This window comes from Pseudomonas sp. S9 (assembly GCF_000222125.1).
Lineage (GTDB): Bacteria > Pseudomonadota > Gammaproteobacteria > Pseudomonadales > Pseudomonadaceae > Aquipseudomonas > Aquipseudomonas segetis.
This window is the reverse complement of sequence record NZ_AFFX01000005.1, coordinates 389,082-415,588: the sequence shown is the minus strand read 5'-3', so window position 1 is coordinate 415,588 and position 26,507 is coordinate 389,082. Positions and strand designations below refer to the sequence as shown.

Sequence of the window (26,507 nt, the reverse complement as noted above, 5' to 3'; positions counted from 1 at the left end):
GATTCTTAGCGACGGGACGTTGACCCAACGGCGCTAGATAATTTCAAAGTAGCGCTCCAGCTCCCAATCACTGACATGGCGGCGGTATTCACGCTCTTCCCACTCGCGACTCGCCGCAAAGTGCTCGACAAAAGCATCGCCAAACATCTCCCGGGCGGCGCTTGAAGCTCGTAACCGCTGAGCGGCGTCCCACAAGGTGCGTGGCAGGGCCAAATGCTCGGGATGCTTCTGTTCGTAGGCGTTACCCACGATAGGCTCGGGCGGCTGCCACTTTTGCATCACACCATACAGGCCCGATGCCAATGCCACGGATAACGCCAGATAAGGATTGGCGTCCGCCGCGCCGAGGCGGTACTCCTGGCGCTGCGACTTGTCGCTGCCGGGAATGACCCGCAGCGCAGCCGTACGATTCTCGACCCCCCAGGTCGCATCGGTCGGCGCCCAGAAACCCGGGATCATGCGCCGATAGCTATTGAGCGTAGGCGCGACCATGCACAAGAACTCCGGCATCAAGCGCTGTTGGCCTGCCAGGAAGTGGCGTTGCACTTCGCTCATGTTGTGCGCTTGGCTCGGGTCGAAAAAGGCCGACTTGCCATTGCTGCGATTACGCAGCGAAACATGGATATGCCCACTCTGCCCTGGATATTTCCCCGACCACTTGGCCATGAAAGTCGCCATCAAGCCATTGCGCTGGGCCAACACTTTCATAAAGGTCTTGAACAGCGCGCCCTTGTCGGCAGCGTCGGCGGCGTGGTCATAGGCAATTGCAGCCTCAAGCACGCCGGGCCCGGTTTCTGTGTGCAGGCCTTCGATGGGGAAATCCATGATTTCCGACATTTCGAGAATCTGATGGTAAAGCTCGGCATGCACCGAATTGCGAACCATCGAATAGCCAAACCAGTCCGGGGTGAAGGGCTTGAGGTTGCGGTAGCCCTTTTCGCGCACCGACTCGGGTGTTTCATCAAACATGAAAAACTCGTATTCCAGTGCTGCAAATGGGTCATAGCCCATGTCCTGGCAACGCTGGATAACCTTGCGCAAAGTACCGCGCGGGCAGACCGCTTCAGCTTGCTGGTCAAACTCGGCAAGGAACAACAGCATGCCGTTCTCGAACGGAATATCGCGGCAGGTCTGCGGCAGGATCCGCACCGGCGCATCGGGGTAACCCGTATGCCAGCCGGTGTAGCTGGCATTGTCGTAGAGCTGGTCTTTGACATCCCAGCCGAGCACCACATCGCAGAATGCAAAACCATGCTCCAGCGATGAGTAGAATTTGCTGCGGCTCATGTATTTACCGCGCATGACGCCGTCGTTATCGAACAGACCGACTTTGATATGACTCAGGTTTCGCTCCTCGATAATGCGCTTGGCATCCTCGATGGTTTTCACATCCCGCGGATTGAGCATGATGCCCCCTGTCTAATTGTTATGACCGACATCCCTGTCGATTTAGCGAACACATGAACTGGATGGATGATGGATTGCTTTGCCTGGAATCGCTGAAAAGGAGTATTCCAAGCAGCGCGTCAACACACTGATAGCTGGTGCAGTGGTTTTTCAGCGCTTCCCTGAACGCACAACGCCCGAGCCCGCTCGATCTCAGGCTCAGGCGTACCGGCCAAACGGTTATCGATACGGCGAACCGGCCTTGGCCATCAGTGCGTTGTATTTTTTGAATATCTCGACCACCTTGGCGCAGCGCGGGCTGGTCTTGGCAATTTCATCCCAGAACACTTGGGCTTCGTCTTCGACCTTTTTCCACTGTTCAGGTGGAATGCTGGTCAATTGCAACTTGCTGCCCTCGACACGCAACTGCGCCTCGCCGCCCCAATACCAGTGCTGGCGGTAGTAGTTTGAGCTGTCCATGCACAGTTTGAACAAGGTCTGCAGATGCTCCGGCACCTCGGCCCATTTTTCTGAATTAGCGAAGTAGGAACCGCACCAGGCGCCCGAAATATTATTGGTCAGGAAGTACTTGGTGACGTTGGCCCAGCCGACGGTGTAGTCCTCGGTGATGCCTGACCAGGCGATGCCATCGAGCTCGCCGGTTTGCACTGCCACCTCGACATCCTCCCAAGGCAGCGTTACCGGAATCACGCCAAAACGTGCAAGGAACTTGCCTGCGGTTGGAAAGGTGAAAATGCGCTTGCCCTTGAGATCATCAAGGCTCTTGATCGGCTCGACAGTGGCGAAGTTGCACGGGTCCCATGCACCAGCGCCGAGCCAGGTCACGCCCTCCACCTCACCGTAGGCTTCCTCCCAGATTTCCTTGAGGCCGTACTGCTCGAACAACACCGGCACATCCAGGCTGTAGCGCGTTGCAAAGGGAAAGTAACCGCCAAACACCGCAACATCGACCGGTGCTGCAATTGAGTCATCATCGCTTTGCACCGCATCGATGGTGCCGCGCTGCATGGCGCGAAACAGCTCCCCTGTCGGGACCAGTTGATCAGCAAAATACAGCTGAATTTCCATCTGGCCATTGGCTGCTTTATTGAAGGCGTCGATGGACGGCTTGATAACGTGCTCGGCCAGTGCGGGGCCTGCGTAGGTTTGCAATCGCCAGGTGATTTTTTTCGGTTCGGCCGCGTAAATATGCGCCGAACCCAATGCCGTGGCGCCAACTGCGCCGGTGGTCACCGCAGCGGTCTTCAGAAAATCGCGTCTCGTACTCATGCTGTGCTCTCCATAGTGTCGATTCAGATGCAATACAACCGCAGATTGGCGTCCACTCTTAAACAACCTCTGACCACTGCATCAGCTAGCGCCCAACTGACGAGCCGCTTACGACAGACCCTTTGCCAGGGTTTTCAGAGATTCCCTTCGGTGGACACGCTTTATAAGGCTGGCGATCACTCGCTAACCTGGCTGTGCGCACAACTGAACAACGCGCACGGTTTATCTGACACGGGCCTCAACGCGCGTAATGCCATTGCGGCAGCCACAAGGCTATTTGCGGGAACACCATCACCAGGATCAGCGCCAGCATCATGATCAACACGAACGGAGTCACGGAGACATAGATGTCACGCAAGGTGATTTCAGGCGGCGCCATGGCCCGCATCAGAAACAGGTTGTAGCCAAAAGGTGGCGTCATATAGGCGATCTGGCAGGTGATGGTATAGAGCACGCCATACCAGACCAGATCAAAGCCCAAGGCTCCCACCAATGGCACATATAACGGCGCAACGATCACCAGCATCGCCGTGTCGTCGAGAAACATGCCCATGAGGATGAACGAGACCTGCATCATGATCAGCACTTGCCAAGGACTGAGGTCCATGCGGTCGATAAAGAAGCTCTCAATCGCCTTGACCGCGCCCAGGCCATCGAATACGGCGCCAAAGCACAGTGCGGCAAGAATGATCCACATGAACATGCAGCTAATCGCCAGGGTTTTTCGCAGCGTTTCTTCCATCACCACCCGATTCAGACGGCGCTTGAACAGTGCCGCCAGGGTTGCAGCCGCTGCGCCCACGGCAGAGCTTTCGACCAGGCTGGTGATGCCCATCAGGAATAGACCGGTCATGCTGAAAAAGATGAAAAGCGGCACTATCCCGGCTTGCAGCAAGCGAATTTTCTGGCCCCAGGTAATCTCCTTGCGCTCCTCGGCGCTGAGCGCTGGCCCGAGGTCTGGTTGTAGGCGACAACGAATCGCGATGTACAACACAAACAACCCGGCCATCAGCAAGCCAGGAAATACGCCTGCCAGCCAGAGCTGGCCAACGGGTTGGCGGGCAATCATGCCGTAGAGCACCAGCACCACGCTTGGCGGGATCAAAATACCTAATGAACTGCCCGCCTGAATGACGCCGGTGACCATGATCTTGTCGTAGCCCCGGCGCAGCAATTCAGGCAGCGCGATGCTTGCACCAATCGCCATTCCGGCAACACTCAAGCCATTCATGGCCGAAATCGCCACCATCAGGGCGATGGTGCCAATCGCCAGGCCACCATTGAGCGGCCCCATCCACACATGGAACATGCGGTACAGGTCATCCGCCAAGCCAGACTCGGAAAGCATGTAGCCCATGAACACGAACAGCGGCAAGGTCAATAACGGGTACCACTTCATCAGCTTCATGGCAGCGCTGAACGCCACCTCCGAGCCGCCATCGCCCCACAACATCAAGGCGGCCACAACAGCGACGAAGCCAATGGCGCCAAATACGCGTTTACCGGTCAGGAGAAGCAACATCATTGAAGAAAACATCAGCAAGGCGATGAGTTCATACCCCATTACAAGGTCTCCCCACGCGCTGCAGCGACATCTTTGAAAAAGGTGGCGATTGCCTGGAGCAGCATCAGAAAGATGCCAATGCACATGACGATCTTGATCGGCGCCATATATGGCGACCAGGCCGAGTAGCTGGTCTCGCTGTATTCAAGGGCGTACTGGGTTGACGAAATGCCGCCATACAGCAAGAACACCAGATAGAAGATCAGCAAAACCACGGTGAATGCATCAACCAGCGCCCGCGTGGTGGGCGACCAGCGACTGTAGATAAGGTCCATGCGCACATGTGCATCAAGCTGCATCGAGTAGGCGCCGCCCAACAGAAAATAGGCCACCATCAAGAATTGCGCGCTCTCCAGCGTCCATATGGAGGGCTGGAAAAAGGTTTTGCTGATTGATGAGTACAACAAGACGCCCAGCATGGCGAAGATCAAGTACATTGCGAATCGGCCTACCAGCCGGTTGATCTTCTCCACTCCCCGCACAAAGCCACAGATAAGCCTACGCATGGCGATCCCTGCTTTCTGATAGTTATTTAGTCAGACTAGTCGAAGATCAAATAAAACCAACTCCGGCCGCTTTATGCCCCCAGCAGCCTGGAATATCCTCGGCACGCCTCTCGCGCCGGGCACAACTGAATAATTCACCCTAGGATTGAATATAGACGCGAATGCCGCTTGGAGGATGACTCCAGCCTGGCGGGAACTTCACAACCCAGCGTCGCGCAGGCGCTGTGCATGCTCCACATAGAGTCGCACAGGGTCCGCCCCCTTACCGACAAGGCCGAAGGTCTGGTTGATGATGTCGAAGTGATCAAGCGGATAATCATCGCCAATCACCTTGCCCAGATGCGAGCTGTAGCGTCCGACCATGCCGTCACACTGGCCGGCTTCGCGGCGAAAGGTCCTGGCAAATATTCGACACACCAGGTTGGGCCCATCAACCCGGTTGCCACCACGATTGGTGATCCCCGGCTGCAGAGTCCCGGACCACGAGTAGTAGCGAACGCCATTGACCTCGCCAGCGCCTTCGCCACCCCAATGTTCGGGCAAGCCTTGTGGGTACTTGCGATTAAACGCCGCAACCCCTTCGCTGGTGAGTGAGCCGTGTGCAGCCGAAATATCAACAGGCAAAGGCGGGCCTTTGTATCCGAGTTCAAGCCAGGCCATGACCCGCGCAAAACCAGCCAGCAGCAACCTCAGCCCTTTCTCGGCAAGACTGCCACTGGCGGCTTTGCGGGCCAGAAAATCAGCGAGTTCCGAACCATGATTGGGCCCTGCGATCGAAGTCACTGAGGCAACCCACTGTGGCTGCAATGCTGCCGCGTAGCGTGCAGTCAATGCACCTTGGCTATGCCCCAGCAGATGCACCTTCTCGGCACCGGTTTTGGCCAGCACATCACGGATATGCACCAGGAGTTGTTCACCACGTACCTCGCTGGAATTAAGCGGCGAAACCTGGATGGCAAAGACCTTGGCGCCGCTCTTGCGCAATGCCCCGACAATCCCATACCAATAGGGATATCCCAGCAGACTCACATACCCCAACATGCCAGGTACCAATATCAAGGGGTAGCGCACAGCCGCTGCATCACTCATCACCTGACGTCCTTGTTTCCACTGGGTTGAAAGACTCGCGGACCAAAGCCGCGCACTGGCTGTAACTGGGTACACTGCACAAGCACTTTTCGCTGAGAACTTAACAACGAACGTGCCCACCCAGCCTGATGCTGTAGCTTAGCCGCCCCTGGAAAAACAGCACCTCACAAGGACTTCAGGCGTTGCCAGCAGTCACCATCAGCGCAGTCGATGAATACTATTAAAGCGCTCAAGTTCTTATTTTTTGCCACATCTCTAGTATTGACTCCCGTAAGCATCACAACCCAATTCGAGGAGTCAGTCATGAAAAGCAAAGTCGCTATCAGCTTGGTCCTGAGCCTATTCGCCGCACAGGCATTCGCGCTGCCCAGCTTCAGCCCACAGCCATTGTTGAGTGAACTTAAAGGCAGCCAGGAACGAATCGAAGTTCTGGAGCCTTTGGCTGAAAATGGTTCGTCGCGCACCCCAGGCGCACAATTTCGTGTCGCCGAGGGTGGTGCCCAGCGCACCCTGGATGCCCGCACAACTGGCTAAGATCGTGCGATAAGGCGAACCACTAGATGACCAACAGAACCCAAACAGGTAGCGTCAGCGCCCCAAGAACGGTAGATAGAAACACCGTGGAGCTGACGCTACGCACATCATCCTGAGTTTTAGCAAAACCGAGAATATTTACCCCACTCGGGCATGCAGCCATCAATACCAGCACACTCCGTGCACCATCGCTCAATTGTGGCAATAACCCACTGAACCACCAGACCAGAGCAGGAAAAAGCACCAGCTTGGTCAACGTCAGCATCAGCACACTGGTGCTTGGCCGCAATCGAAAACGCGACAGGCTCGCCCCCAATACGATCAACGCGCAGGGCAATGCCGCCTGGCCCAACCAGGTGACCATTTTCCACAGCGGTTCCGGCGCAGCCCAGCCCGACAAGTTAAGCAACGCGCCCAGCAACAGGCCGATGATCATGGGATTGGCCAGGTTTTTCAGCAACGCGGCAACATTGACCCGTTCCGGGCTACCGAACGCGGCGTAGAAGCTCTGCATCGAAAACAATGTCAGGCTGTGGAACACCAGTATGGCGAACAGGTACACCAAGCCGTCATGCCCCATCAAGGTGGTGACGATAGGAATACCGACCAGCACATTATTGGAAAACGCAGCAGCCAGGCCCAGCGGTGTCGCCCCGCCGCGCTGGCGATGGACAATACAGTTGACCACGCCAAACACCAGCACCACGGGGATAAAGTAAGCGAGCAACAAGGTAATGGACAAGCCATCGGCCAGCGGTGCTTTGGCGATGCCGGCAAACAGCAGCGTCGGCATAAACAGCTTGAACGTGATATTGGCCAAGCCAGCGGCGCTCTCGACACTCAACCATTGGCGCCAACCCAACAGGTAGCCGAGTACGATCAGGCCAAAGATCGGCAAAATTGCTAGAACAGCAGGCATAGTCCCAAGGCTCCTCAACTACTTCATAACGGCCTGACGCGCCCTGACGTGCCAGCTAGAGAGCCTGCAAGCATACCTGCCGCGCACTTATAATTCGACGGTATACGCGCCCTGGAACACAACTTCTAAAGCGATCTAGAGTCATAAGAGCCATACACTGAAATGATTGCTGACTTTCAACAGGAGAACACCATGAATAAGAACGTTCTGGGCGTTGCCTTTGTTCTAACCGCCCTCGCAGGATTGTCTGGCTGCGCTGGAGACAAGCCTGAGAACCCGGTTGACTACTTCACCTTCAATGACCAGCCACTGGTCAGGGATGTGGTGGATGACATGACTAAAAAGGAAGTCCTGCAGGTCGGCGGCCAACCCTCATCGGTCATTAACCGCAGTTTTGAACCTGGCACCTTTAACAACTCCATCCTCAACAATGATGACCACCAGCAGCCTTACTATGTGAGTTTCAACTCAGCAGACCGGGTCGACAGCAAAGGCTTTATGACCTGCCAGCAAATGGAAGAAAACGCCCGGGCCCGCGCCCGCGTGCTGGGTTATTGATCCAGCACGCGTGGACAATGCGTCACAGATACTGCGTTTAGTGCCCGCAGCAGGTCCAGGCACGCTAGAATCGACGCCCTTGCGAGCCATTTGTTAAAGTGTGCTGCAATCTTCCGGAAGTCTTGACTGATGCAACCTCGCGCCGAACAAAAACTGCAAACCCGCCACGCCCTGATGGATGCGGCGCGCAGCCTGATGGCCGGAGGTCGTGGCTTTTGCAGCCTGAGCTTGCGTGAAGTCGCACGTTCAGCCGGCATAGTACCGACAGGTTTTTATCGGCACTTCCAGGATATGGACTCACTGGGCTTGGCCCTTGTGGCTGAAGTCGGCGAGACTTTCCGCGGAACCATCCGCAAGGTTCGCCACAACGAGTTCGAGTTGGGCGGACTGATCGACGCCTCGGTGCGCATCTTCCTCGACGCAGTGGATGCAAACCGCCCCCAGTTCATCTTTCTCGCCCGTGAGCAATTTGGCGGTTCGCTGCCTGTGCGCCAGGCAATCGGCGCCTTGCGGGGTCGCATAATGTCCGACCTCGCAGCCGACCTGGCCCTGATGCCCAAACACCAGCACCACGATAGCGAAGAGCTGGAACTGCTCGCCGACATGATCGTGAAAACGGTGTTTGCCACATTGCCCGAGTTGATCGACACCCCGACAAAACCACTGCCGCCTCACCTGCAGCCCGCCGCCAAGATGATCGAGCAGCTACGAGTCATCTTTATCGGTGCCAAGTACTGGCATGTACCCGGCACCCAGCCCTTGGCCAAGCACCTGAGGCGCACCAAAGTGGCGCAATAGACCCTGCATCGCACCAAATAAATCCCAAGCTGCGCCTCAACAACTATCACACAGACGCTACAACCCGCACCATTTCAGCGCTTCACAGCATTGGCAAGCCCCTTGCTCTGTAACGCTGCATTGTCTTGCTGGAACCTAACGCATGCTGGTGATTCATCAACGTATCAAGCCTCAGGAAAAATGGGACGCAGAGCTGCTGCTGACCTTTGAGGCCCGCAGTAAAAGCCGCCTACGCTGCTTTACAACAACCGGTGAGGACGTCGGCCTGTTTCTTGAGCGCGGCCACCCCCCCCTGCACGATGGCGAGTGCCTGCAAGCTCAGGATGGACGAGTTATTCGTGTCGGCGCCCGTGCCGAGCAACTGCTGCACGTGACCTGTGACAGCCCCTTTGAGCTGATGCGCGCCGCCTATCACCTGGGCAACCGCCATGTTGCCTTGCAACTGGGCGAAGGTTGGCTGCGGCTACCCGATGACTACGTACTCAAGGCCATGCTCGAACAGCTTGGGGCCAAGGTTGAGTTGATCGAGGCACCTTACCAGCCCGAGCATGGCGCATACGGCGGCGGTCATCATCACTCACATGCCGGTGATGCCGAATTCAGCTATGCACCGCGCCTGCACCAGTTTGGTGTGCGCAAGTGAACAAAGCCTGGGCGCTGTTACGCCTGGCCAGCCCGCAACTGCCGATCGGCGGCTACAGCTACTCACAAGGCCTGGAAATGGCAGTCGAGCAAGGCATGGTCAAGGACGCGGCCAGCGCACAACGCTGGATCAGCGACCAATTGCTATGCAACCTCGCACGCTTCGAAGCGCCCCTATTGCTTGCCCACTGCCAGGCAGCAGAACGCGACGACTGGGAAACACTGAAACTGCTCGCCGAGCAACATAGTGCCAGCCGCGAGACCCGCGAGTTACGTCTCGAAAGCCGGCAGATGGGTTATTCAATCCAGCAATTATTGCAGGGCCTTCCCGAACTGGACACACCCGCTCGCGAGTTCTTCGAAACGCAGCAAGAGCCAGGGTTGGCGCTCGGCTGGGCCTTGGCTGCGCGGGCCTGGCAAATCACCCCTGACGACGCATTGGCCGCATGGCTCTGGGGCTGGCTGGAAAACCAACTGGCAGTGCTGATGAAAACCCTGCCTTTGGGCCAACAGGCGGCACAACGCCTGACATCGACCCTATTGCCGGTGCTGCAACAGGCACAACAACTCTGCAATCAAGCTGAACCCGCCCACTGGGGCAGTGCCACATTTGGCCTGGCCTTGGCGAGCATGGCGCATGAGCGCCAGTACAGTCGACTATTTCGCTCCTAAAAGGAAACTCCAACATGAATAGCCAACCCTTGCGCGTCGGCATCGGCGGCCCGGTCGGTTCCGGCAAAACAGCCCTGACTCTAGCCCTGTGCCTGGCCTTGCGTGAACGCTACAACATTGCCGTCGTGACCAACGATATCTACACCCAGGAAGATGCCCAGTTCCTGGTGCGCAACGAAGCCCTGGCGCCAGAGCGAATCATCGGTGTTGAAACCGGTGGCTGCCCGCATACCGCAATTCGCGAGGATGCCTCGATCAATCTTGAGGCGGTAGATCAGTTGAACAAACGCTTTCCAGGCCTCGACATCATTCTGGTTGAGTCCGGCGGTGACAACCTGTCGGCCACCTTCAGCCCGGAACTGTCGGACCTGACCATCTACGTAATCGATGTCTCCGCCGGTGACAAATTGCCACGCAAGGGCGGCCCAGGCATATGCAAGTCTGACTTGCTGGTAATCAACAAAATCGACCTCGCCCCGCTGGTTGGCGCATCGCTTGAAATCATGGACCGCGACACCAGAAAAATGCGCGGCGAAAAACCCTTTGTTTTCAGCAACCAGAAAATTGGCCAGGGCCTCGAAGACATCATCGCCTTCATTGAACGCCACGGCATGCTCAACGCCGCCTGACTCGAATATCCACAAGGACGCTTAATCATGAACCTGCGTAAATCCCTGTTTAGCCTTGCTCTGTTCCTCACGCCTGCACTGGCATTTGCCCACCCCGGCCATCACGAATCCGGACTTATGGCCGGTCTGGCCCACCCGGTGTTTGGCCTTGACCATCTGTTGGCCATGCTCGCTGTAGGCCTCTGGGCAGCCCAACAACAAGGCGCGGCACGCTGGGCATTGCCGGTAACCTTCGTCAGCAGCATGCTGTTCGGTGGCGTACTGGGCTTTAGTGGTATCGAGATGCCGTTGATGGAAACCGCCATTGCTGGCTCAGTCCTGGCGTTCGGCGTGCTGGTTGCGGTTGCCGCTCGCCTGCCAGCAGCCTTCGCCCTGACGCTAACCGCAGTCTTTGGCCTGAGCCACGGCATTGCCCACGGCCTTGAACTGCCAGCACTGGCAAGCCCTGCCAGCTACGCAATAGGTTTTATTGTGGCCACGGCGGCGTTGCATGCCAGCGGCTATGCGTTGGTGCGCTTTGTGCCACAAGCAGCCGCGCCACTGATACGTATCGCGGGCGCAGCCTCGGCACTGACCGGCGCCTGGTTGCTTGCCAGCTAGCGACAACCTGCCTATCGCTCCTGAACCTACAGCCTTGCGGCTGTAGGTTCTCCCCAATGCCCGCAACTGTGCTCCAGTTCATCAGCCCGTTCGCTTCTACTCTGTCATAGTCAGTAAGCCCCCGGCCCGGACAGAAAAATCATGTTGCGCCTCGCCCGCTTCCTTATTGCCCCAACCCTGCTTATCGCCGTTGCACTGGCAGTACTGGCGCTCACCAGCAAACCTGCAAAAACACCCAAGGTACTCAGCTCATTTGGCCAGCAGCCCCTGGTCATTGCGCACCGTGGCGGCCGTGGGCTGTGGCCAGAAAACAGCCTGTTCGCCTTCCAGCGCGCCAGTGCACTAGGCGTGGACATGCTGGAAATGGATGTGCGCCTGACAAGCGACGGGCAAGTCGTGGTTATCCACGATGAAAGCGTTGATCGCACGACCGACGGCGAAGGCCTTGTGGATAGTTTTACCCTGGCGCAATTGCAGCAACTGGATGCGGGATACAGATGGACTGCCGATGGCGGGCAGAGCTATCCATATCGCGCCCAGGGCATCGACATCCCGCTATTGGATACAGTGCTGCAGGCTGAACCGCAAATGGCCAAGATCATCGAGTTGAAGCTGGCAGACAATAGCCTTGTGGACAAAGTCTGCCAGAGCCTGGACCGCAACAAGCAGCGCGATCGAGTGATCATTGCCAGCTACTACGAATCCAACCTGGTCCGCCTGCGCCACTACTGCCCCGGGGTCGCAACCTCAGCCAGCCCAAGTTCGATACGCCTCTGGCTCGCGATGGAGTGGCTGGGCCTGGGCCGGGTGCTTTCGCCCTCCTACCAGGTATTGCAGATTCCCCCGCGCCACAGTGGCGTTGAGCTTGCCAGCCGAGCATTGATTGAGTCAGCTAAAGCACGCGGCCTCAACGTACAGCTGTGGACAATCAACGAACAGCCCGCCATGCGCAAGCTGATTGACCTTGGCGCCCAAGGCTTGATCACAGACTACCCTGACCGCGCACTCCAGCTACTGGGCCGCTCTACCCGCATTAGCGCCTTGAGCCAATAACCAAGCGAAGCCCAGAAAACTGGTCAAAAAACGTACAACATCGGCAACACTTAGTCTTGCGTGGCTCACAGGGCTTAACACGCAGGTTATCCACAGAAGCTTGCACAGAGAACTGGGATAACTGAGCCCTCGAAAATAGTAAGCCACTGAAATGGCTGAATAATTTCTTGACTCTTTAGCTTTGCCACAGGCTTTTTTTGAACTGACAAAGGCTGTACAAAAAACAACCACCTCGCGTGAAGCCTTGATTTCATTGGGCTGTAACAATGCATACCCTAGTTATCAACAAGGCTGCCCACAGTAGACGGGGACAACTTCAGAGCCTGTCAAAAACCCCAAACAAAACAGCTAAGCCACTGATTTAACAGTTTAATCTTTACTGATCAAAAAACGTACAGCAGCGCACAAGCCTAGTCTCCCGGGGCATTGCCAACTTAGCACGCAGCTTATCCACAGAGCCCTGCACAGAGAAACTGGATAACTCCTCATAACGCCTCGACCAGATTGTAAATAGTTGATTCTTGGCTTGACGAATGGCTGTTTCCCTCGGGGATTTGTCCTCTGAGAACGACTGTTCAAAAAACAATCAATTCTCTATAACCCCCGGTTCAAAAGGCTTTGCTCAATACATACCCCAGTTATCAACAAGACTGCCCACAATTGCCGTGGACAACTTTCATGACGAGATCGAATAGTTCTGAGTGTGGGACTAACTCATTGATTTAACGGCTAATTAATATTGATCAAAAAACAAACAGAAGGCTAAACACCTAGTGTTTAAAGGCTTTGCTGGCTTAGCACTCAGGTTATACACAGAGCGCTCCACAGAGAAGTTGGATAACTGTGCATAGACCGCTTTCCAGGTGCATAAATAATTAACTTATTGCTTGACTAATCCTCTTGAGAACCCTGCTTTTTACACCTCAAGCGGGCTGATCAAAATTCAACCAATAGCCTGCAAGCCTTTGTTTATATGGCCTTCAGCGATACATCCCCTAGTTATCTACAACCCTACCCACAGTAGTCGTGGACAACTCTATTGCGCTGAAAAAAGCAGGTGGATAACGCCTTAATACACAGCAAGCTGCTTTTGATCAAAAAACGTACAAACATCTGTAAGCCCCGGATGACTAGCCACGCAGACTGATACGCCCACCTTACCCACAGCTCACTCCACAGTCTTTGTGTGCAACTGCTGGTGAATACTATTAAGTCGATCAATTAAATCAAAAAGCCAGTGCCAACCCGCAAGGCTAACCTGACTTCATCAATCAGGAGCCACTTTTATGAACAGCCAACAGAATCATCTAAACCAACTCTTACAAAGCCTGCTGGCAGCCTACGCAGGCGGCAACAGCGGTGTTAGCCCATAGAGCCTGGACAGGCCCAGACGCCGCATAGTCGATTTGAATCCCCCAACAAGGCCGACCTGCGCAGGCAACGAACCCTCGATAAAACATTGCGCTTGGTATTGTGCGGCAGCCGTTGGTGCGGCATCTGTTCTGCGACAGCCTTCGGCTGTTACTCACCTTGGATGTTGCACCTTATACTCTGGTCGCTCGCTAGCTTTTCAGCGATTCCCAAATTGTCCAGGAGCAAATCCATGAGTTTGCGTTCGATCTGCGTGTTCTGTGGTGCCAGTACCGGCGCTAACCCCATCTATCAAGAAGCGGCCGTAAAACTTGGCCAGCACCTTGCCCAACAGAATATCCGCCTGGTGTACGGTGGCGGTGCTGTTGGCTTGATGGGCGTTGTTGCAGATGCCGCGTTGGCGGCAGGCGGTGAAGTGATCGGCATCATTCCACAGAGCCTCAAGCGCGCTGAAGTTGGCCACCAGGGCCTTACCCGGCTCGAAGTGGTCGACGGCATGCACGCGCGCAAAGCACGCATGGCTGAGCTTAGCGATGCCTTTATCGCACTACCCGGCGGGCTTGGCACCCTTGAGGAACTCTTCGAAGTCTGGACCTGGGGGCAGCTTGGCTACCACAACAAGCCCTTGGGCTTGCTCGACGTAAAGGGTTTCTACAGCAAGCTTGGCGCCTTTCTCGACCAGTTGGTGGAGGAGCAGTTCGTGCGCGCCAATCACCGGGCCATGCTGCAACTCAGCGAAACACCAGATGAACTGCTCGCATTGCTGCAAAACTGGCAGCCCCTGGAAGCGCCGCGCTGGCAGGGCAGCAAGCCGGACTAGGCCCGCAACGCCCCGTACTCAAACGGGGCACGAGGTTTACAGGCTATCGGTAGTTAGCCCTGCATACAGCCGAGTCATCTCATTGAGCTGACGAAACATCGAGTCGGCATTGATCGCAACAATTGTCGGAACGAAGTCCTTGGAGGAAAGCGCCTTGCTTGCGAACTGCCACTTAGCGTCGGTCTTGCGAAGCGCTTCTGCGATTTCCGGATTAGGCGCTTTGCTGGCCTGAAGCTCCTGCATGATGCTGCCGAATTCCTTTACCGACGCCTGAAATTCGGCATCCAGGTTCGATGCAGTTACGCCCCAGGCACGGGCCATGTAGAACATTGCCGTACGTTGGGTCAGCACGCGGTTCCAGCCACTGCGATTGATTGCGTGCGAAGCCGCATCACCATTTTGCTTCTCCAACAGATCAACCGTTTGCTGGCATTCCTTGACCAGCTTTTCGGCCGTGGCCAACACAAGCGGGGCCTGGGCTTTATCAGGCTGGGCGGTGATCAGTGGCTTTTACTCTGCCCAGATTGCCTCGACCTTCGCCAGTGACGCTCGGCTCTGTTCATCAGTGGCGTAGTCTTTCAGCTGCTGGTGATGCTTCTCGAACAGCGCGATACTCTCGTCTCGCTGGCGTACGGCAGAAGCCACCTTCACATCGGAGCCGATCATCATGTAGTCCTTGGCGATAATCTGCCCAAGGCTGCGCTGCAGGCCAGCCATGTTCATCGCTTCCAGGGTCGCCATCTGCGCCCAGCTGGTAGAACTGATCAATAGACTGCAACCGAGCAGCAACGCACGCATAAAACCTTTCATAAACAGAAAATTCCTTACATCGCCTTCAAGGCGAACATCAAAAGAACATCGATCACAGCGCAAGCAAGGGCGTCGTGAGGACAGAGGGACGCTGTATTGTTCTTATGAATGGGCGTGCGTGAATGAACGGGAAAGCATTCCGACGCTAGCAGCGGGCAGGCATTCTAATTCATCAAGGTGCCAGCAGTTTGCTACTGTTCACAAAGTTTGAAAGCACTGGTGAGATTTCAGCACAGGCTTAGTGAAGGTATCGCCCAGTGGAGGCAAGCGATGGCGAGCCCGTTAGCGTCGATATTTCCCGAAGGATTCCCAGAAAACAGCGAACGGCGATAGGCGATAGGCGATAGGCCAGGATGCAACTACCAGCGCAAGCAACCCCCAAAGGTTGCCGCAATAATACCGAGCGAGGTTACCTGGGGGTTAGCGAGTACCAGCCTGACAGCTACACACTTTTTTGCTGGGAACATACTTGAAAAGGGTAAAAACCTTTAGAGCCTCCGATAACAGCAGCAAGCCAAGCGTAATAGCAATGCTACGGGAACCTTGAGGGCCTAGCACGCCTAAGGTTGTCAGTGAAACCGAAGGCACATAACAAATAAGCCTTAATGGAATTTGGCAATAATAAAACCATTTGAACCCGGGCTTGCGCGCCAACAATAAAAGCGCACTGACGACAATCGATGCCTGCAACACCCACATAAACATCACATAAATATTAACAACAACACCCTGCTCCGACAGCACCCGAAGTGTTTCAGTAAAGTCAGTCACATAAGGTATGCGATGTTCAGAAAGGCTAGTCACGACAAAGCGAGCCACATAAAAAGCATCAAATGCGCCCCACACCAACAGAACTCGATCTTGCCTGACCAACAAAAAAACGCCCCTTATCAATCAGTATTACATAACAATCTCAATCTATATTCGTTGAGGTTAAAATCAGCCAATTACTCAACCGGTGTAACGCGCAAAAATGCCATAGAGCGCAGCCTGAAAACAAGAATCAGCAGAATGACCAAACCAAGCCTTTCCATTGCAGGAATTATACCCAGTCAATACAGCAACTGACTGGATTCGTTATGTTTGCAGCACATCGATTTTACCAACCGTATACGGCACTTCAGGTCGCAGCCGTTGCTGGATAAGATCATTAACTTCTTGCTTTATTTTTTTATCGAAGAAAACATACATCCGCCCTCTTCCTAGTTCTTTCTGCCCTTCGCTAACCGCCAGATACAAAAGCTCGATCATTGTTCTATTTGTACCCAATGTCATCGCTGTTATCTCAGAGAACTTGAAAAACCTATGATAGTAATCAGACTGCATCTCTTGGTAATTTTTAGAATTCAACATCATCCAAGACATCAGCCCTATCGCCCCCGGCCCCAGTATCCCGGCGAGCAGTGCCGAAGGGTTATCACCGGCCAGGCAGATCACCACCAGTGCAGCTATACCCATAAACCAGTTAAGCCCCACCAGCATCCAGCGAGGCAAGTCTTTCCAATTGCAGCACTCGATGCCTGACTCTGACAATCGATAGGCAAAGTTCATTCGTTGATGGGTCATGGAAACATTTGCAGCCAAAAGCACCACAAATGCCAGAACTGCCGCAGTCACCTTGGATACAATATCACCCTCAAACAAACCAATATAAAAAAAGCATGAAACACAAAGTGTTACAGCCAAATAAATCCAAAAAAGAATATTAGCCACAAACGTATTATAGCTTCTTGCTCTTATTGCCCAGTTGATCAGCTCCGGCTCATGGGCATATTCCCATGTAAGCTGACCAGGTATAACGGGAGGTTTAATAAATTTCATAACAGCCATTAAAAAGATTCTGCCAGCGCAAGCGGATCGTCAAGCGCCCAGATCAGTACTGCAGCACATCAATTTTACCAACCGTATATGGCACTTCAGGTCGCAGCCGCTGCTTGATAAGATCATTAACCTCTTGCTTTATTTTTTTATCGAAAAACACATACATATTCCAATCATCGGTCTCGCCATCTTTATTGGTCACATATAGAAGTTCAATCATTGTTCTATTGCTACCTAAGGTCATCTTATAGATTTCTGACCACTTAATGTAGTTATGCCCATATCTTGACTGCATCTCTTGATAGTTTTTAGAATTCAACATCATCCAAGACATTAGCCCTATCGCCCCTGGCCCCAGTATCCCGGCGAGCAGTGCCGAAGGGTTATCACCGGCCAGGCAGATCAGCACCAGTGCAGCTATACCCATAAACCAGTTCAGCCCCACCAGCATCCAGCGAGGAAAGTCTTTCCATTTACAATATTCGATACCTGACTCTGATAATCGATAGGCAAAGTTCATTCGTTGATGGGTCATTGATAAAGCTACAAGTGTGCTAAGCACGAATACAACCGAAGCTAAAATACCACCAAAAAGATGATTATTTTCAACCATAAAATATAAAAAACAAGCAACACCAAATGACATACATAGATTAATAATTGAAAGAATATTCGCCACAAACGTATTATAGCTTCTTGCTCTTATTGTCCAGCTGATCAGCTCTGGCTCATGTGCATATTCCCATGTAAGCCGATCAGGAATAACGGGAGGTTTAATTAAATTCATCACGACTCTTTATTATCAATTAGGAACAGGCAGCGCTAACTGTTGCGTTGAATTATTTGCTAACACAAGCGCTTTATTTAACGCAGCTTCAAAGGCGTTATTTTGCCGATCGGCCTGGTCAACTGAAGTACCTATGGCCAGTTGCAACATATAGCCACGACCATCTCTACGCCGCATCACTTCAGATGGATAAGTCACTTCCAGCTCTAGCACTGGGCCCCTAAGCGGTGTATCGATCCAGGCTTGCCAGAGGCGATGCGTATCTTCCTCGTTATAACGGTAATCCGCAGGCAGTGTATTACCGCCTTCGGTTGTAGGCAGCGTTTGAAAGGTTTTAGGGTCGGCCCAGAAACCATTAAGAAACTGCTCGCTGTACCCAGCAGGAGTGGCGTGCAAGGTATCCTCAGAAAACCAATTTGTGTCGACCATTGCTGGTTGCAACATGACATCATGGCCGGCAACGAGTTTGGGCAGTAATAGCTGGAGCCAAAAGCCCTTAGGAGTAGAAACCGACACGCCACCACCATAAGGTGTGCTGTATTGATGAACATCCTCAACTGCACGGCTGACCAAGGTGGGTTGTTGCAGCGTTTCAACCAGTGCGTTCATCTGTGCGGCATGCCCGGTATCGGTCTCGACCGACCACTCAGGATTTGGTTCACGGCCCCAGTTGCAATGAAACAACCAGCGTCTGACGCCTTCACGGTGGGCATTATTGATCATCATCGAAAGAATCAAATACGCAGCCCCAAGCACAGCTAGGATAATCCCAATTGGCGTAGCCATTACCCATGCAAAACCAAAGAAAAAGCCAGCTAAAGCACCACCCAATTGAACAACTGCAATCAATCCCATAAAAGCGACCACACCCGTTTTTACATATATCAGTGATCTCTCCTGCTCACTGGTCGCATGCTGACTATCTTTATAAAGCTGCCAGGCCTCCAAACCACAGGCGACAGCCCCAAATACAGCCCATGTTGCAGTGCGTAAAATCAGTGCCTTGGAAAAAGCCGCAAACTCTCCTGCGACAGCTGAACCACCTGCTCTGGCCTTTCCAATCCATGCTTTGTATGAAACCTCCGCAACTTTAGCGACTCGGCTATCAAGCTTTGTCGCCATCCCCGCCGCTCGTTCCCACATGGGCGCCACTGCAAAAGTCATCATGGCGTTGGCGGTAAAGGCCGCGCTTGAACCCATATTGCGCCACTCATCTGCACTGAAGCTGCCGTCGTTCGCCGCTTGCTTGCTGACGCTGTAGAAGTTCCAGGCGTTAAGCCCAACCAGCAAGGCCGGTAGGGATTTACCCAGGTTTTGCCCAACCCAGGCTTTAGCCCGCTGGCTATAAGCGGCAGTGTTGAGTGCTTTAAGCCGCAACTGGGCCGCGACTTCAGCTTGCCCCAAGTCGCTGAGCAGAATTTGCACTTTGTCCGGCCCCAGGCTGATGCGCCCACCGCCTTGCACCTTTGCAAAGGTTTCGAGCGGACGTTGCAGGAACAAGGCATTGAGTTCTTCATCCAGTTTATTCAACTGAATACGAGCCGAGCGCTTTTCGCGCGCCAAACCAGGGCGATAGAGCACCTGCTGCAAAGCAGACTTTTGACGGTTCAAGGGTATTACCTTACGCGTCCAGGCTTGAAACTCGCTTGCATAGTTGGGGTTTTTGACCAGTTGCGTCGCACCGGATATTTCCGTGGAGATCAGTACTTGCAGGGCGCTCAGCTTGATTGCATTAACCTCTTTCATTGCAGGTATCAGCAACTGGCTCAGCCCATGCCAGGCTTCGCTGGCGATATCGTTGGCAACAAGACGCAAGGTGTCGAATGCTTGTTTGGCATCGCTGCTCAGGGCTTTGTAAACCGCTGTTTTTTGCAGAACGCCGGTATCGAGCACGCCTTTCAGCTCGGCAACCCGCGTAGACACATTGGTGATGTCGCCCGGTGACGAAGGGTCAAGCAATGGAGAGCTGCCATCACCCTGGCCTTGATCATCCAGGGAACCTGTCGCGGCAAAGTTGGCAGACACTTGTTTGACCATGGCCTCCAACTCCGGACTGAAGTTGAACAGAGCCATGCCCAGCAGGTTATCAGGCGCTTTACCCTGCTTTAGCAGCCACTCCTTGCCTGCTTCGCAGCCCGACAAGGCCACATAAACCGCATAGGCGAGACCAAGCAGCTCGGTCGATTGCGCAGCATTGCAGCTGTCGTAATAGACCGCCTCGGCATTGGGCTTCAGCGCATTGAGCCAGGAGATCAAGTCATGTTCGCTACGCTGGCAATGTGCTTGCAGGCGCAGCAGTTGCTGGGTGGTTTCAGCATAGAAGCTGACGACATCTTCAAAAAACACATCCTCGCGCCACTTGCTCTTGGAGTTCCAATCCTTGAGGGTGGCTTGCCATTGTTGATCGCTGATATGCGCGCCCCATTTGCTGTTGAATGCAGCCTGGGCAGCTTCGGCGATTTGCTGCGCATCAATGAACCGGGTGTCCGGCATCCCATGCATGCCCTGTGCAATGGGGCTCATGCTGTTACGCAGCGCAGTGGCCTTGTCTTCGGCGCTCAGTCGCTGGTAGATATCCTTGGCACAATCTGCGCGCTGCACCGGATCTTTTACTGAAGCAGGTGTAAGCGCATCAGTGTCCACACCGCACAATTGGATTACAGACTGCGCGCTTTGCAGTTTGTGTTGATGCTGGTTTTCATACAGGCTTTGCTCAGCCAGCCGCCCCATCAGGTTCATGTTGAGGTCTTCTACCAGCGCAATCGGGTCGTCAAGCGCAACAAACAGAGCTGTATCCTGGTCTGGCACCTTGCCTCGAACCAGTGCTTCTTCGAATGTCGCCTTGAAAGGCCCGGCGGGCTCATCATCTCCAGCTTGAGTCGGCAGCGTGGTGGTCGCGAAAGTAGGCTTTTTCGGCGTTGGCAGAATATCTGCCAGGCTTTCGCCCAGCGCCCTGATGGGGCCGCCGTTCGCCACCCGTCCGCTCAGGCAAAAGGCCGGCAGGTTGACTTCACGCATCCACTGGCCTTGCTCTTTGGTGCTGCTGCGCATTAGCTCGCAGATTCGCCATGTCCATTGCACGGGTGAAAAGGCGATGCGTAAACGACTGCGACGTGGATAAAGCAGGTAAGGCAGGCTTTCACCCGGATTGTTACGCACATCCTGGTTCAGTTGCTTGTCAGTCCACTTATGGCGGGTGAATTGTTCACCTTTGACTTCATATTCATGAAATGTCTTGTCGATGCTATCCCAGACGTAGACCCAGCCATCGCGCAATTGACGCAGGGTATAGCTACGAGTCTGCAGCGGTGGCAAGGCACCACCCTGCCAATCGCTTGGAAGCGGGTTGGGGCCTTGGTTGGTGCCTTTTTCTGGGGATTCATCAAGCGCATAACGCACAGGAAAGATCGCGACCTCTCCCGCCATTAATGAACATTGGCCATGAGATAAAGGCGTGTCATCAAATGCCTGGTTGCGCTGCGCCTGTTTAATCTGAGGGGTTGTCGCGGGCTGAGTCATGACACGTCCTTGTTAAATTCAATCGCCAAACAGTCGTTGTCCATCTGCTGGATCCGCATTTCCGGGGCAAGTTTGAGTGCTTCCGGAGTACGTTCCAGCCATTGCTGGTAGGGCCCATTGGCTCGCAGCGTGAAACCCTCGCCCCAACGCAGGCTGTACTCGACCCAAATGGCCAGGCTACGCTCGGTGGCCAAACCCCAGGCTTGTGCCTCGTTGAGACGCTGATCAAACCAATGCGTTCGTTGTTCAGGGGAGATTTGAGCGAGCAACTGTGGATAGTGTTGCTGGAGTATCTCGTTGAGTCGCTCCATAAAACGCCAGCGCGCTGCGCTATCGAGCGCGTCCAGCTGCTCCTGGCCTAGCAGGGCATTGTGTTCCTTCCAGTTTTGCGCGGGTTCAGTGCGAGTGAAGCGCTGCCAGGCAATGGGCGCCACTGGCTCCCAACTGTGATTAAACACGGGGGTCGACCAGGCTTCGATTGGCCCCAACAGGCTGTTTAGCTGCTGCTGGGGATAACTGGCGAGCCAATGCTGAGCCACCAATGGGTCGGCAAAACGCAATAGACCCTCGCCGCCCAATATGTCAGGCGGGCTGATCAAATGACGCAAATGATCGGCCAGGGTTTGAATCGGCGCTGAAGACGAAAGAAAACAGGCATCTTGTAACTCCATTGCCCGTGCAGCCCATTCATCAATGAGGCGACGCCCTCCGTTTGCGCAGACCAAAATAGGCCCAATGTCGTGCAACTCAGCCCAACGGGTACCAATGTACAGAGGCTGGATATCCAGCGCCTCGCCACGCTGATAAAGCGTAACCAGCGCGTCAGGGTTTATCACACCATCAACTAAAAGGTAATTGGCCTCTACAAAGGTAGTCACGCAGCGCCTTCCTCAGCCGCCTTTTCACAAATCGCGCAGCGCGGGGCCTTGCGCATCAAGGCCCGACGCTGTGCAGGCACTAGCAATTCCCCCGGCACGGCCTGGTCTGCCGGCTGGCCGATTTTAGGCAGTAGCAAGGCAATCCCGGAGCCAACGCCCGGGGCGCCGCCGGAATTGATCTTGATGGTCGCGCCGCTGAAGGTAATGCCGCTCGGGTCGACTTTGACAAAGCTGCCACCGCCTTTGGCGGTCAGCTCCATGCCTGCATCGATAACGACCTTGCTGCCCGCGTAATAGTGGATTTCGGTACCGGCTTCGACGAACTGGCCCACACCTATTTTTGCATGTTGAGTCACGCCGACATTCAGGTGATCGCTGGCGTCGACCGCAGTCTTGCGGTCTAAGTGGGTCATGCGGTGTTCTTCGGCCTTGAACTCGCTGTAGCTGTTGGCTTCTACTGTGTCGTGGCGCTCGTTGCCAACATGGATTTTCTGGTCGTTTTCGACCCGCTGATCCCAATCGCGCTGGGCGTGGACGAAGATTTGCTCCTGACCGGCCTTATCCTCGATGCGCAGTTCATTGAACCCGGCGCCACCAAGGCTGCTGTTGGTTTTGAAGGTGCTGCGGGTTTTGTTTTCAGGCAGGGCATAAGGTACGGCGTGTTCCTTGTGATACAGGCAACCGCTGACAATGGGTTGATCGGGATCGCCCTCGAAGAAACTCACCAGCACTTCCATGCCGATGCGCGGGATGGTCACCGCGCCATAAGCATTGCCTGCCCAACTGTTACTCACGCGCAACCAGCAACTGGTTTGCTCATCGGCCTGACCGACGCGGTCCCAGAAGAACTGAACCTTGACGCGGCCGTATTCGTCGCAATGAATCTCTTCGCCCTTGGGGCCGGTGACAATCGCCCGCTGCGCGCCTTGGACCTTGGCTTTGCGGTGTTTGAGCGGCGGACGGGAGGTGATGTCCCAGGGCGTGGCGACAAAGCTGTTGCGATAGCCCTGGATGAAGCCGTCTTCTGCCTTTACATCGCTGCTGACCGACTCCTCAAGCACCTGTGGCTGGCGCCCTTGGTGCTCGACGCTGTGGATCAGCCACAGGTCGTTGTATTGCGCACGCGGATGGTTGCTCAAGCTCAGGAAACTGCCGCTGAGCAGGCTTGCATCACTGCGTCCAGCCGCTATTTCATAACCGGTACGCAAGCGCTCCAAAGCGCGTTTGGCCAGGTGCTTGCCGCGCGCACGCTCGGTAAAGCGCCCCGGATATTCATAGACTTCCAACTCGGGGAGGAACTCGGCCTTGTATTCGCCATCGAGGGTCAGCTTGGGCTTTTCGAAGTTGTAGTCACGAAAGCTGGCAGCGCTGCTGCGGGTTTCCAAGGTGACCAACAGCGACTTGACCACCGCATTGGCCGCCGCCATGCCACTGTCGGGGTGATAGGCCAGCGGCGCCAATGTGGGAAATACGGTTTGGTCATCGCCAAACACCAGCACATGGCTGTCGGCACTGTGCTGGAAGTGGAAACTGATGCCTTCTTCTTCGCACAGGCGCTGAATAAAGTGCAGGTCGGTTTCATTGTATTGCACGCAATACTCGCGCTCAGGGTAGACGTACGAGCCAAGCTGGAAGCGATAGGCATCCGCTTGAATCCCGTTTTTGTTGAGCACGTCGCTGATGATTTGCTGCACGGTCATGTGCTGGAAAATGCGTTGGTCGACGCTGTGCATCAAATAGGCGAGTTGCGGCATTAGGCTGATGCGATAACGGGTCAGGCGCTTGCCGGAATCCCCTTGCTGCGCTGAATAAACAACCCCATGAACGCCCTTCTGCTCAGGCCCAAAGCTCAGGTAGGCGGGCTGATTGATCAGGCTGTCGAGGTCAAGATCAGGCGTTTCGCTCACCAGTTCTATATCAAACTGATACAGTTCGTTAAGTGCTTCCGAGCCATCGAACTTCAGTACTTGCAGGTCTGAGTTGAAACCTGAAACCGTCAGCGAAATATGCGCCTGATTGGCATCCATCGAGCCTAGCCTCCGTCCATGGGTTGTCTGAGAGGCTCAAGAGTGCCGCACCCAGCGCTGTAGGACAATGCTTAGGTGCAATTAGCTTGCGACAGATCACCAATATCCATGAAAAACACATCCAACGGACACTAGATCTCCAAGGAGCCGCTGGGAACGGTAGCCAGCGCAGTCGTTTTCAGAGGTTCGCTAAATGCTTGATTGTTGGGCTAAGGTACTGCTCAGATACTTCAAGCTTCGTAGACCAAAGGAATTCCCTAGATGGCAGGCAGTAGCCTTTTAACCCTTTTAGATGACATCGCAACCGTGCTCGACGATGTGTCGTTGATGACCAAGGTTGCAGCCAAGAAAACCGCAGGCGTCCTGGGCGACGACCTGGCGCTCAATGCCCAGCAGGTTACTGGCGTGCGAGCCGACCGGGAACTGCCGGTGGTGTGGGCTGTTGCCAAGGGCTCACTGCGCAACAAGTTGATTCTGGTGCCTGCAGCCCTGGTCATCAGCGCCCTCGCGCCCTGGGCTGTTACACCGCTGTTGATGCTCGGTGGCGCCTTCCTGTGTTTTGAAGGCTTCGAGAAACTGGCCCACAAGTTTTTGCACTCCAAGGAAGAGGACCAGCAAGAAAAAGCCGAATTGCTTGAAGCGGCGAGCAAATCACCTGAGCAAGTCAAAGCATTCGAGCGAGAAAAAATCGGCGGGGCCATTCGCACAGACTTTATTCTTTCAGCAGAAATTATTGCGATTACCCTGGGCACAGTCACCGGGGCGCCAATGACGCAGCAGATCATAGTGGTCTCGGGCATTGCGTTGGTGATGACTATTGGCGTTTATGGGTTGGTCGCGGGCATCGTCAAACTGGATGACGCCGGGCTCTATTTGAACGAACGCCAAGGCGAAGGTTTGTTCACACGTGCTACGCGCAGTTTTGGCCGGGGTATCTTGTTCACAGCCCCTTACCTGATGAAGAGCCTGTCGGTGATAGGCACCGCCGCAATGTTCCTGGTCGGCGGCGGCATCCTTACCCACGGCGTGCCTGCGGTGCATCACTGGATAGAGCAGGCATCCGAGCACCTGGCCACCAGCTCTGGCTTGGAGTTGATGGGCAGTGCAGCACCTGTGCTGCTAAACGGCGTAGCGGGCATTATCGCGGGTGCGATCGCGCTCGTGGTTGTGACGCTGGGGAGCAAGCTCTGGAAGGCGGTCAAAGGCTCATAAGTTGTATCGCCTACTGACGTTGTAGGGCGGGCAACGCGAAGCTTGCCCGCCCTTGTTCAACCGGCTGAAAGGCCAATAGGCCGCTACACCCAGGCTGGATTCAACCGGCCTGCTGCATGATCACCGTTTGCGCGGGCATTGGTGCCGGGAAGCCCGCCTCGCCCAGCGCATCCTTGATCATTTTGTTGGTGTCGAAAAACCCCTGCCAATAGTGTTGGGTGTGGCAAAAAGGACGCACCGCCATCACCGGCCCGACCAGTTTGAATTAAAGGATTTAAACATCCACGGCGGGTTCGGCCAGCACGTTATCAATCCCGGCAATCCGCTCTCGGAGCAGCGCAGCCGCCGCCTTGTAGTCGGTGGCACCTGAAAGCTGGGCCTTGAGGTCCACCCGGCGGAATGCGTTGTGCGAGAAATTCTGGATGTTGTCACTGAAGATCTTGTTGTTGCCCCCCAGCGTCAGCACATTATCAGGGGTGTTAATGGCGGTGACGAACAAGCCAATCTCGGTAACAGTCCCCGTTACACCGCCGGCACAGATGAAGTCACCAACCTTGAACGGACGCAAGATGATGATAAAGCCGCCTGCCGCCAGGTTTGACAGCAAGCCCGACCAAGCCATGCCGATGGCCAGGCCAATCGCGGCGATCAAGGCAGCAAAGGTTGTGGTCTGCACCCCGAAGAAGCCGAGGATGCCAATGACCAGAAGAATATTCAGGGTAACGGTGATGAAGTTGCCAACGTAGCGCAGAACAGTCGGATCAACATGCTGGCGCCCCAGGCCTTTTTGCACCAAGCCCACTGCAAAGCCAATCAGCCAGCGTCCAATCACCCAGAAGGCGACAGCTGATAGGATCTTTATGGCAAATGCGGCGCCGTACTGCGTCACCAGGTTGTACAGCGCGTTCATTTTTTCCGTGCCAACATTAACGATGGTTGTATCGTCCATGGTCGTGCTCCACTAAGGAATAGGTACAGCGGTCCTTAAAAAAGCTAGCACGGGGAAAAAAACTTGCTGGAAT

At 54.7% G+C, this 26,507-nt stretch carries 24 protein-coding genes and 1 pseudogene; 10 read left to right on the top strand and 15 right to left on the bottom strand.

Translation table 11 applies throughout. From position 1 onward, the window contains the following. Positions 1-33: 33 nt before the first annotated feature. From PSES9_RS0113260 to PSES9_RS0113240, 5 genes are all read right to left on the bottom strand, one after another. Positions 34-1,407, bottom strand: a complete 1,374-nt coding sequence (locus PSES9_RS0113260) for a glutamine synthetase family protein (protein WP_010487639.1) — start codon at positions 1,405-1,407, stop codon at positions 34-36. Between the two features lie 219 nt (positions 1,408-1,626). Continuing rightward, complete coding sequence (dctP, locus tag PSES9_RS0113255; RefSeq protein ID WP_010487638.1) at positions 1,627-2,676, bottom strand: TRAP transporter substrate-binding protein DctP; 1,050 nt, start codon at positions 2,674-2,676, stop codon at positions 1,627-1,629. A 238-nt stretch (positions 2,677-2,914) separates the two neighbouring features. Then, on the bottom strand, positions 2,915-4,240 hold the full coding sequence (locus PSES9_RS0113250; protein WP_010487637.1) for a TRAP transporter large permease: 1,326 nt from the start codon (positions 4,238-4,240) through the stop codon (positions 2,915-2,917). After that, positions 4,240-4,746, bottom strand: coding sequence for a TRAP transporter small permease subunit (locus PSES9_RS0113245; protein ID WP_010487634.1), 507 nt, complete (start codon positions 4,744-4,746; stop codon positions 4,240-4,242). The genes PSES9_RS0113250 and PSES9_RS0113245 overlap by 1 nt, the downstream gene beginning before the upstream one ends. A 198-nt stretch (positions 4,747-4,944) precedes the next feature. Then, positions 4,945-5,835, bottom strand: coding sequence for an esterase/lipase family protein (locus PSES9_RS0113240; RefSeq protein WP_010487632.1), 891 nt, complete (start codon positions 5,833-5,835; stop codon positions 4,945-4,947). 303 nt (positions 5,836-6,138) lie between these two features. On the opposite strand from PSES9_RS0113240, the gene PSES9_RS23550 reads away from it, so the two are divergent. Then, positions 6,139-6,369 carry a hypothetical protein gene (locus PSES9_RS23550; RefSeq protein ID WP_010487631.1) on the top strand — a complete coding sequence of 77 codons (231 nt, stop codon included), beginning with the start codon at positions 6,139-6,141 and terminating at the stop codon, positions 6,367-6,369. Positions 6,370-6,391: 22 nt separating this feature from the next. Here PSES9_RS23550 and PSES9_RS0113230 read toward each other — a convergent pair whose 3' ends face one another. Continuing rightward, positions 6,392-7,288 (bottom strand): AEC family transporter, encoded by an 897-nt coding sequence (locus PSES9_RS0113230; protein WP_010487628.1) that lies wholly within the window; start codon positions 7,286-7,288, stop codon positions 6,392-6,394. A 192-nt stretch (positions 7,289-7,480) separates the two neighbouring features. On the opposite strand from PSES9_RS0113230, the gene osmE reads away from it, so the two are divergent. The 8 genes from osmE (at position 7,481) to PSES9_RS0113185 (ending at position 14,431) form a co-directional block, all read left to right on the top strand. Further along, complete coding sequence (osmE, locus tag PSES9_RS0113225) at positions 7,481-7,846, top strand: osmotically-inducible lipoprotein OsmE (protein WP_029529545.1); 366 nt, start codon at positions 7,481-7,483, stop codon at positions 7,844-7,846. 129 nt (positions 7,847-7,975) lie between these two features. Beyond that, positions 7,976-8,644: a TetR family transcriptional regulator gene (locus PSES9_RS0113220; protein WP_010487625.1), complete on the top strand. Its 669-nt coding sequence runs from the start codon at positions 7,976-7,978 to the stop codon at positions 8,642-8,644. A gap of 142 nt (positions 8,645-8,786) precedes the next feature. Beyond that, the gene (gene ureE / locus PSES9_RS0113215) at positions 8,787-9,287 is read left to right on the top strand and encodes an urease accessory protein UreE (protein WP_010487623.1); all 501 of its coding nucleotides are present in this window, start codon (positions 8,787-8,789) and stop codon (positions 9,285-9,287) included. Then, on the top strand, positions 9,284-9,958 hold the full coding sequence (locus PSES9_RS0113210) for an urease accessory protein UreF (RefSeq protein ID WP_010487622.1): 675 nt from the start codon (positions 9,284-9,286) through the stop codon (positions 9,956-9,958). Before ureE ends, PSES9_RS0113210 begins: the two co-directional genes overlap by 4 nt. Before the next feature lie 14 nt (positions 9,959-9,972). Then, complete coding sequence (gene ureG, locus PSES9_RS0113205; protein WP_010487621.1) at positions 9,973-10,587, top strand: urease accessory protein UreG; 615 nt, start codon at positions 9,973-9,975, stop codon at positions 10,585-10,587. A 27-nt stretch (positions 10,588-10,614) separates the two neighbouring features. Next, complete coding sequence (locus PSES9_RS0113200) at positions 10,615-11,187, top strand: HupE/UreJ family protein (protein ID WP_010487620.1); 573 nt, start codon at positions 10,615-10,617, stop codon at positions 11,185-11,187. Between the two features lie 141 nt (positions 11,188-11,328). Next, positions 11,329-12,240, top strand: a complete 912-nt coding sequence (locus PSES9_RS0113195; RefSeq protein WP_010487619.1) for a glycerophosphodiester phosphodiesterase — start codon at positions 11,329-11,331, stop codon at positions 12,238-12,240. A 1,603-nt stretch (positions 12,241-13,843) separates the two neighbouring features. After that, entirely contained in the window at positions 13,844-14,431 is a 588-nt protein-coding gene (locus PSES9_RS0113185) for a TIGR00730 family Rossman fold protein (protein WP_010487618.1), read from the top strand. Positions 14,432-14,467: 36 nt separating this feature from the next. On the opposite strand, the gene PSES9_RS24330 is transcribed toward PSES9_RS0113185, so the two are convergent. The 8 genes from PSES9_RS24330 to PSES9_RS0113150 all read right to left on the bottom strand — a co-directional run bounded on the left by PSES9_RS24330 (position 14,468) and on the right by PSES9_RS0113150 (position 24,273). Next, positions 14,468-14,896, bottom strand: coding sequence for a hypothetical protein (locus PSES9_RS24330; protein ID WP_051120968.1), 429 nt, complete (start codon positions 14,894-14,896; stop codon positions 14,468-14,470). A 45-nt stretch (positions 14,897-14,941) separates the two neighbouring features. Continuing rightward, a complete protein-coding gene (locus PSES9_RS24325) occupies positions 14,942-15,241 on the bottom strand; it encodes a type IV pili methyl-accepting chemotaxis transducer N-terminal domain-containing protein (RefSeq protein ID WP_051120966.1) in 300 nt (99 codons plus the stop codon). Between the two features lie 420 nt (positions 15,242-15,661). Next, a complete protein-coding gene (locus PSES9_RS0113175; RefSeq protein WP_138943108.1) occupies positions 15,662-16,087 on the bottom strand; it encodes a hypothetical protein in 426 nt (141 codons plus the stop codon). A 231-nt stretch (positions 16,088-16,318) separates the two neighbouring features. Beyond that, positions 16,319-17,071: a hypothetical protein gene (locus PSES9_RS0113170; RefSeq protein WP_010487616.1), complete on the bottom strand. Its 753-nt coding sequence runs from the start codon at positions 17,069-17,071 to the stop codon at positions 16,319-16,321. Positions 17,072-17,114: 43 nt separating this feature from the next. Next, on the bottom strand, positions 17,115-17,849 hold the full coding sequence (locus tag PSES9_RS24925; RefSeq protein WP_138943106.1) for a hypothetical protein: 735 nt from the start codon (positions 17,847-17,849) through the stop codon (positions 17,115-17,117). Between the two features lie 15 nt (positions 17,850-17,864). Then, the gene (locus PSES9_RS0113160) at positions 17,865-21,368 is read right to left on the bottom strand and encodes a T6SS effector BTH_I2691 family protein (RefSeq protein WP_010487614.1); all 3,504 of its coding nucleotides are present in this window, start codon (positions 21,366-21,368) and stop codon (positions 17,865-17,867) included. Beyond that, positions 21,365-22,246, bottom strand: a complete 882-nt coding sequence (locus tag PSES9_RS0113155; protein WP_010487613.1) for a DUF4123 domain-containing protein — start codon at positions 22,244-22,246, stop codon at positions 21,365-21,367. Before PSES9_RS0113155 ends, PSES9_RS0113160 begins: the two co-directional genes overlap by 4 nt. After that, positions 22,243-24,273 carry a type VI secretion system Vgr family protein gene (locus tag PSES9_RS0113150; RefSeq protein ID WP_010487612.1) on the bottom strand — a complete coding sequence of 677 codons (2,031 nt, stop codon included), beginning with the start codon at positions 24,271-24,273 and terminating at the stop codon, positions 22,243-22,245. Before PSES9_RS0113150 ends, PSES9_RS0113155 begins: the two co-directional genes overlap by 4 nt. A 261-nt stretch (positions 24,274-24,534) precedes the next feature. On the opposite strand from PSES9_RS0113150, the gene PSES9_RS0113145 reads away from it, so the two are divergent. Then, entirely contained in the window at positions 24,535-25,485 is a 951-nt protein-coding gene (locus tag PSES9_RS0113145) for a DUF808 domain-containing protein (protein WP_010487611.1), read from the top strand. A gap of 100 nt (positions 25,486-25,585) precedes the next feature. Here the strand turns inward: PSES9_RS0113145 and PSES9_RS23540 are convergent. Further along, positions 25,586-26,434, bottom strand: a pseudogene (locus PSES9_RS23540) (mechanosensitive ion channel family protein). Between the last annotated feature and the right edge of the window lie 73 nt (positions 26,435-26,507).

Excerpts from the sequence above, each read along its gene's own strand:
- PSES9_RS0113260 (WP_010487639.1), bottom strand. The coding sequence starts at position 1,407 with ATGCTCAATCCGCGGGATGTGAAAACCATCGAGGATGCCAAGCGCATT.
- dctP (WP_010487638.1), bottom strand. The coding sequence starts at position 2,676 with ATGAGTACGAGACGCGATTTTCTGAAGACCGCTGCGGTGACCACCGGC.
- PSES9_RS0113250 (WP_010487637.1), bottom strand. The coding sequence starts at position 4,240 with ATGGGGTATGAACTCATCGCCTTGCTGATGTTTTCTTCAATGATGTTG.
- PSES9_RS0113245 (WP_010487634.1), bottom strand. The coding sequence starts at position 4,746 with ATGCGTAGGCTTATCTGTGGCTTTGTGCGGGGAGTGGAGAAGATCAAC.
- PSES9_RS0113240 (WP_010487632.1), bottom strand. The coding sequence starts at position 5,835 with ATGAGTGATGCAGCGGCTGTGCGCTACCCCTTGATATTGGTACCTGGC.
- PSES9_RS23550 (WP_010487631.1), top strand. The coding sequence starts at position 6,139 with ATGAAAAGCAAAGTCGCTATCAGCTTGGTCCTGAGCCTATTCGCCGCA.
- PSES9_RS0113230 (WP_010487628.1), bottom strand. The coding sequence starts at position 7,288 with ATGCCTGCTGTTCTAGCAATTTTGCCGATCTTTGGCCTGATCGTACTC.
- osmE (WP_029529545.1), top strand. The coding sequence starts at position 7,481 with ATGAATAAGAACGTTCTGGGCGTTGCCTTTGTTCTAACCGCCCTCGCA.
- PSES9_RS0113220 (WP_010487625.1), top strand. The coding sequence starts at position 7,976 with ATGCAACCTCGCGCCGAACAAAAACTGCAAACCCGCCACGCCCTGATG.
- ureE (WP_010487623.1), top strand. The coding sequence starts at position 8,787 with ATGCTGGTGATTCATCAACGTATCAAGCCTCAGGAAAAATGGGACGCA.
- ureG (WP_010487621.1), top strand. The coding sequence starts at position 9,973 with ATGAATAGCCAACCCTTGCGCGTCGGCATCGGCGGCCCGGTCGGTTCC.
- PSES9_RS0113200 (WP_010487620.1), top strand. The coding sequence starts at position 10,615 with ATGAACCTGCGTAAATCCCTGTTTAGCCTTGCTCTGTTCCTCACGCCT.
- PSES9_RS0113195 (WP_010487619.1), top strand. The coding sequence starts at position 11,329 with ATGTTGCGCCTCGCCCGCTTCCTTATTGCCCCAACCCTGCTTATCGCC.
- PSES9_RS0113185 (WP_010487618.1), top strand. The coding sequence starts at position 13,844 with ATGAGTTTGCGTTCGATCTGCGTGTTCTGTGGTGCCAGTACCGGCGCT.
- PSES9_RS24325 (WP_051120966.1), bottom strand. The coding sequence starts at position 15,241 with ATGAAAGGTTTTATGCGTGCGTTGCTGCTCGGTTGCAGTCTATTGATC.
- PSES9_RS0113170 (WP_010487616.1), bottom strand. The coding sequence starts at position 17,071 with ATGGCTGTTATGAAATTTATTAAACCTCCCGTTATACCTGGTCAGCTT.
- PSES9_RS24925 (WP_138943106.1), bottom strand. The coding sequence starts at position 17,849 with ATGAATTTAATTAAACCTCCCGTTATTCCTGATCGGCTTACATGGGAA.
- PSES9_RS0113160 (WP_010487614.1), bottom strand. The coding sequence starts at position 21,368 with ATGACTCAGCCCGCGACAACCCCTCAGATTAAACAGGCGCAGCGCAAC.
- PSES9_RS0113150 (WP_010487612.1), bottom strand. The coding sequence starts at position 24,273 with ATGGATGCCAATCAGGCGCATATTTCGCTGACGGTTTCAGGTTTCAAC.
- PSES9_RS0113145 (WP_010487611.1), top strand. The coding sequence starts at position 24,535 with ATGGCAGGCAGTAGCCTTTTAACCCTTTTAGATGACATCGCAACCGTG.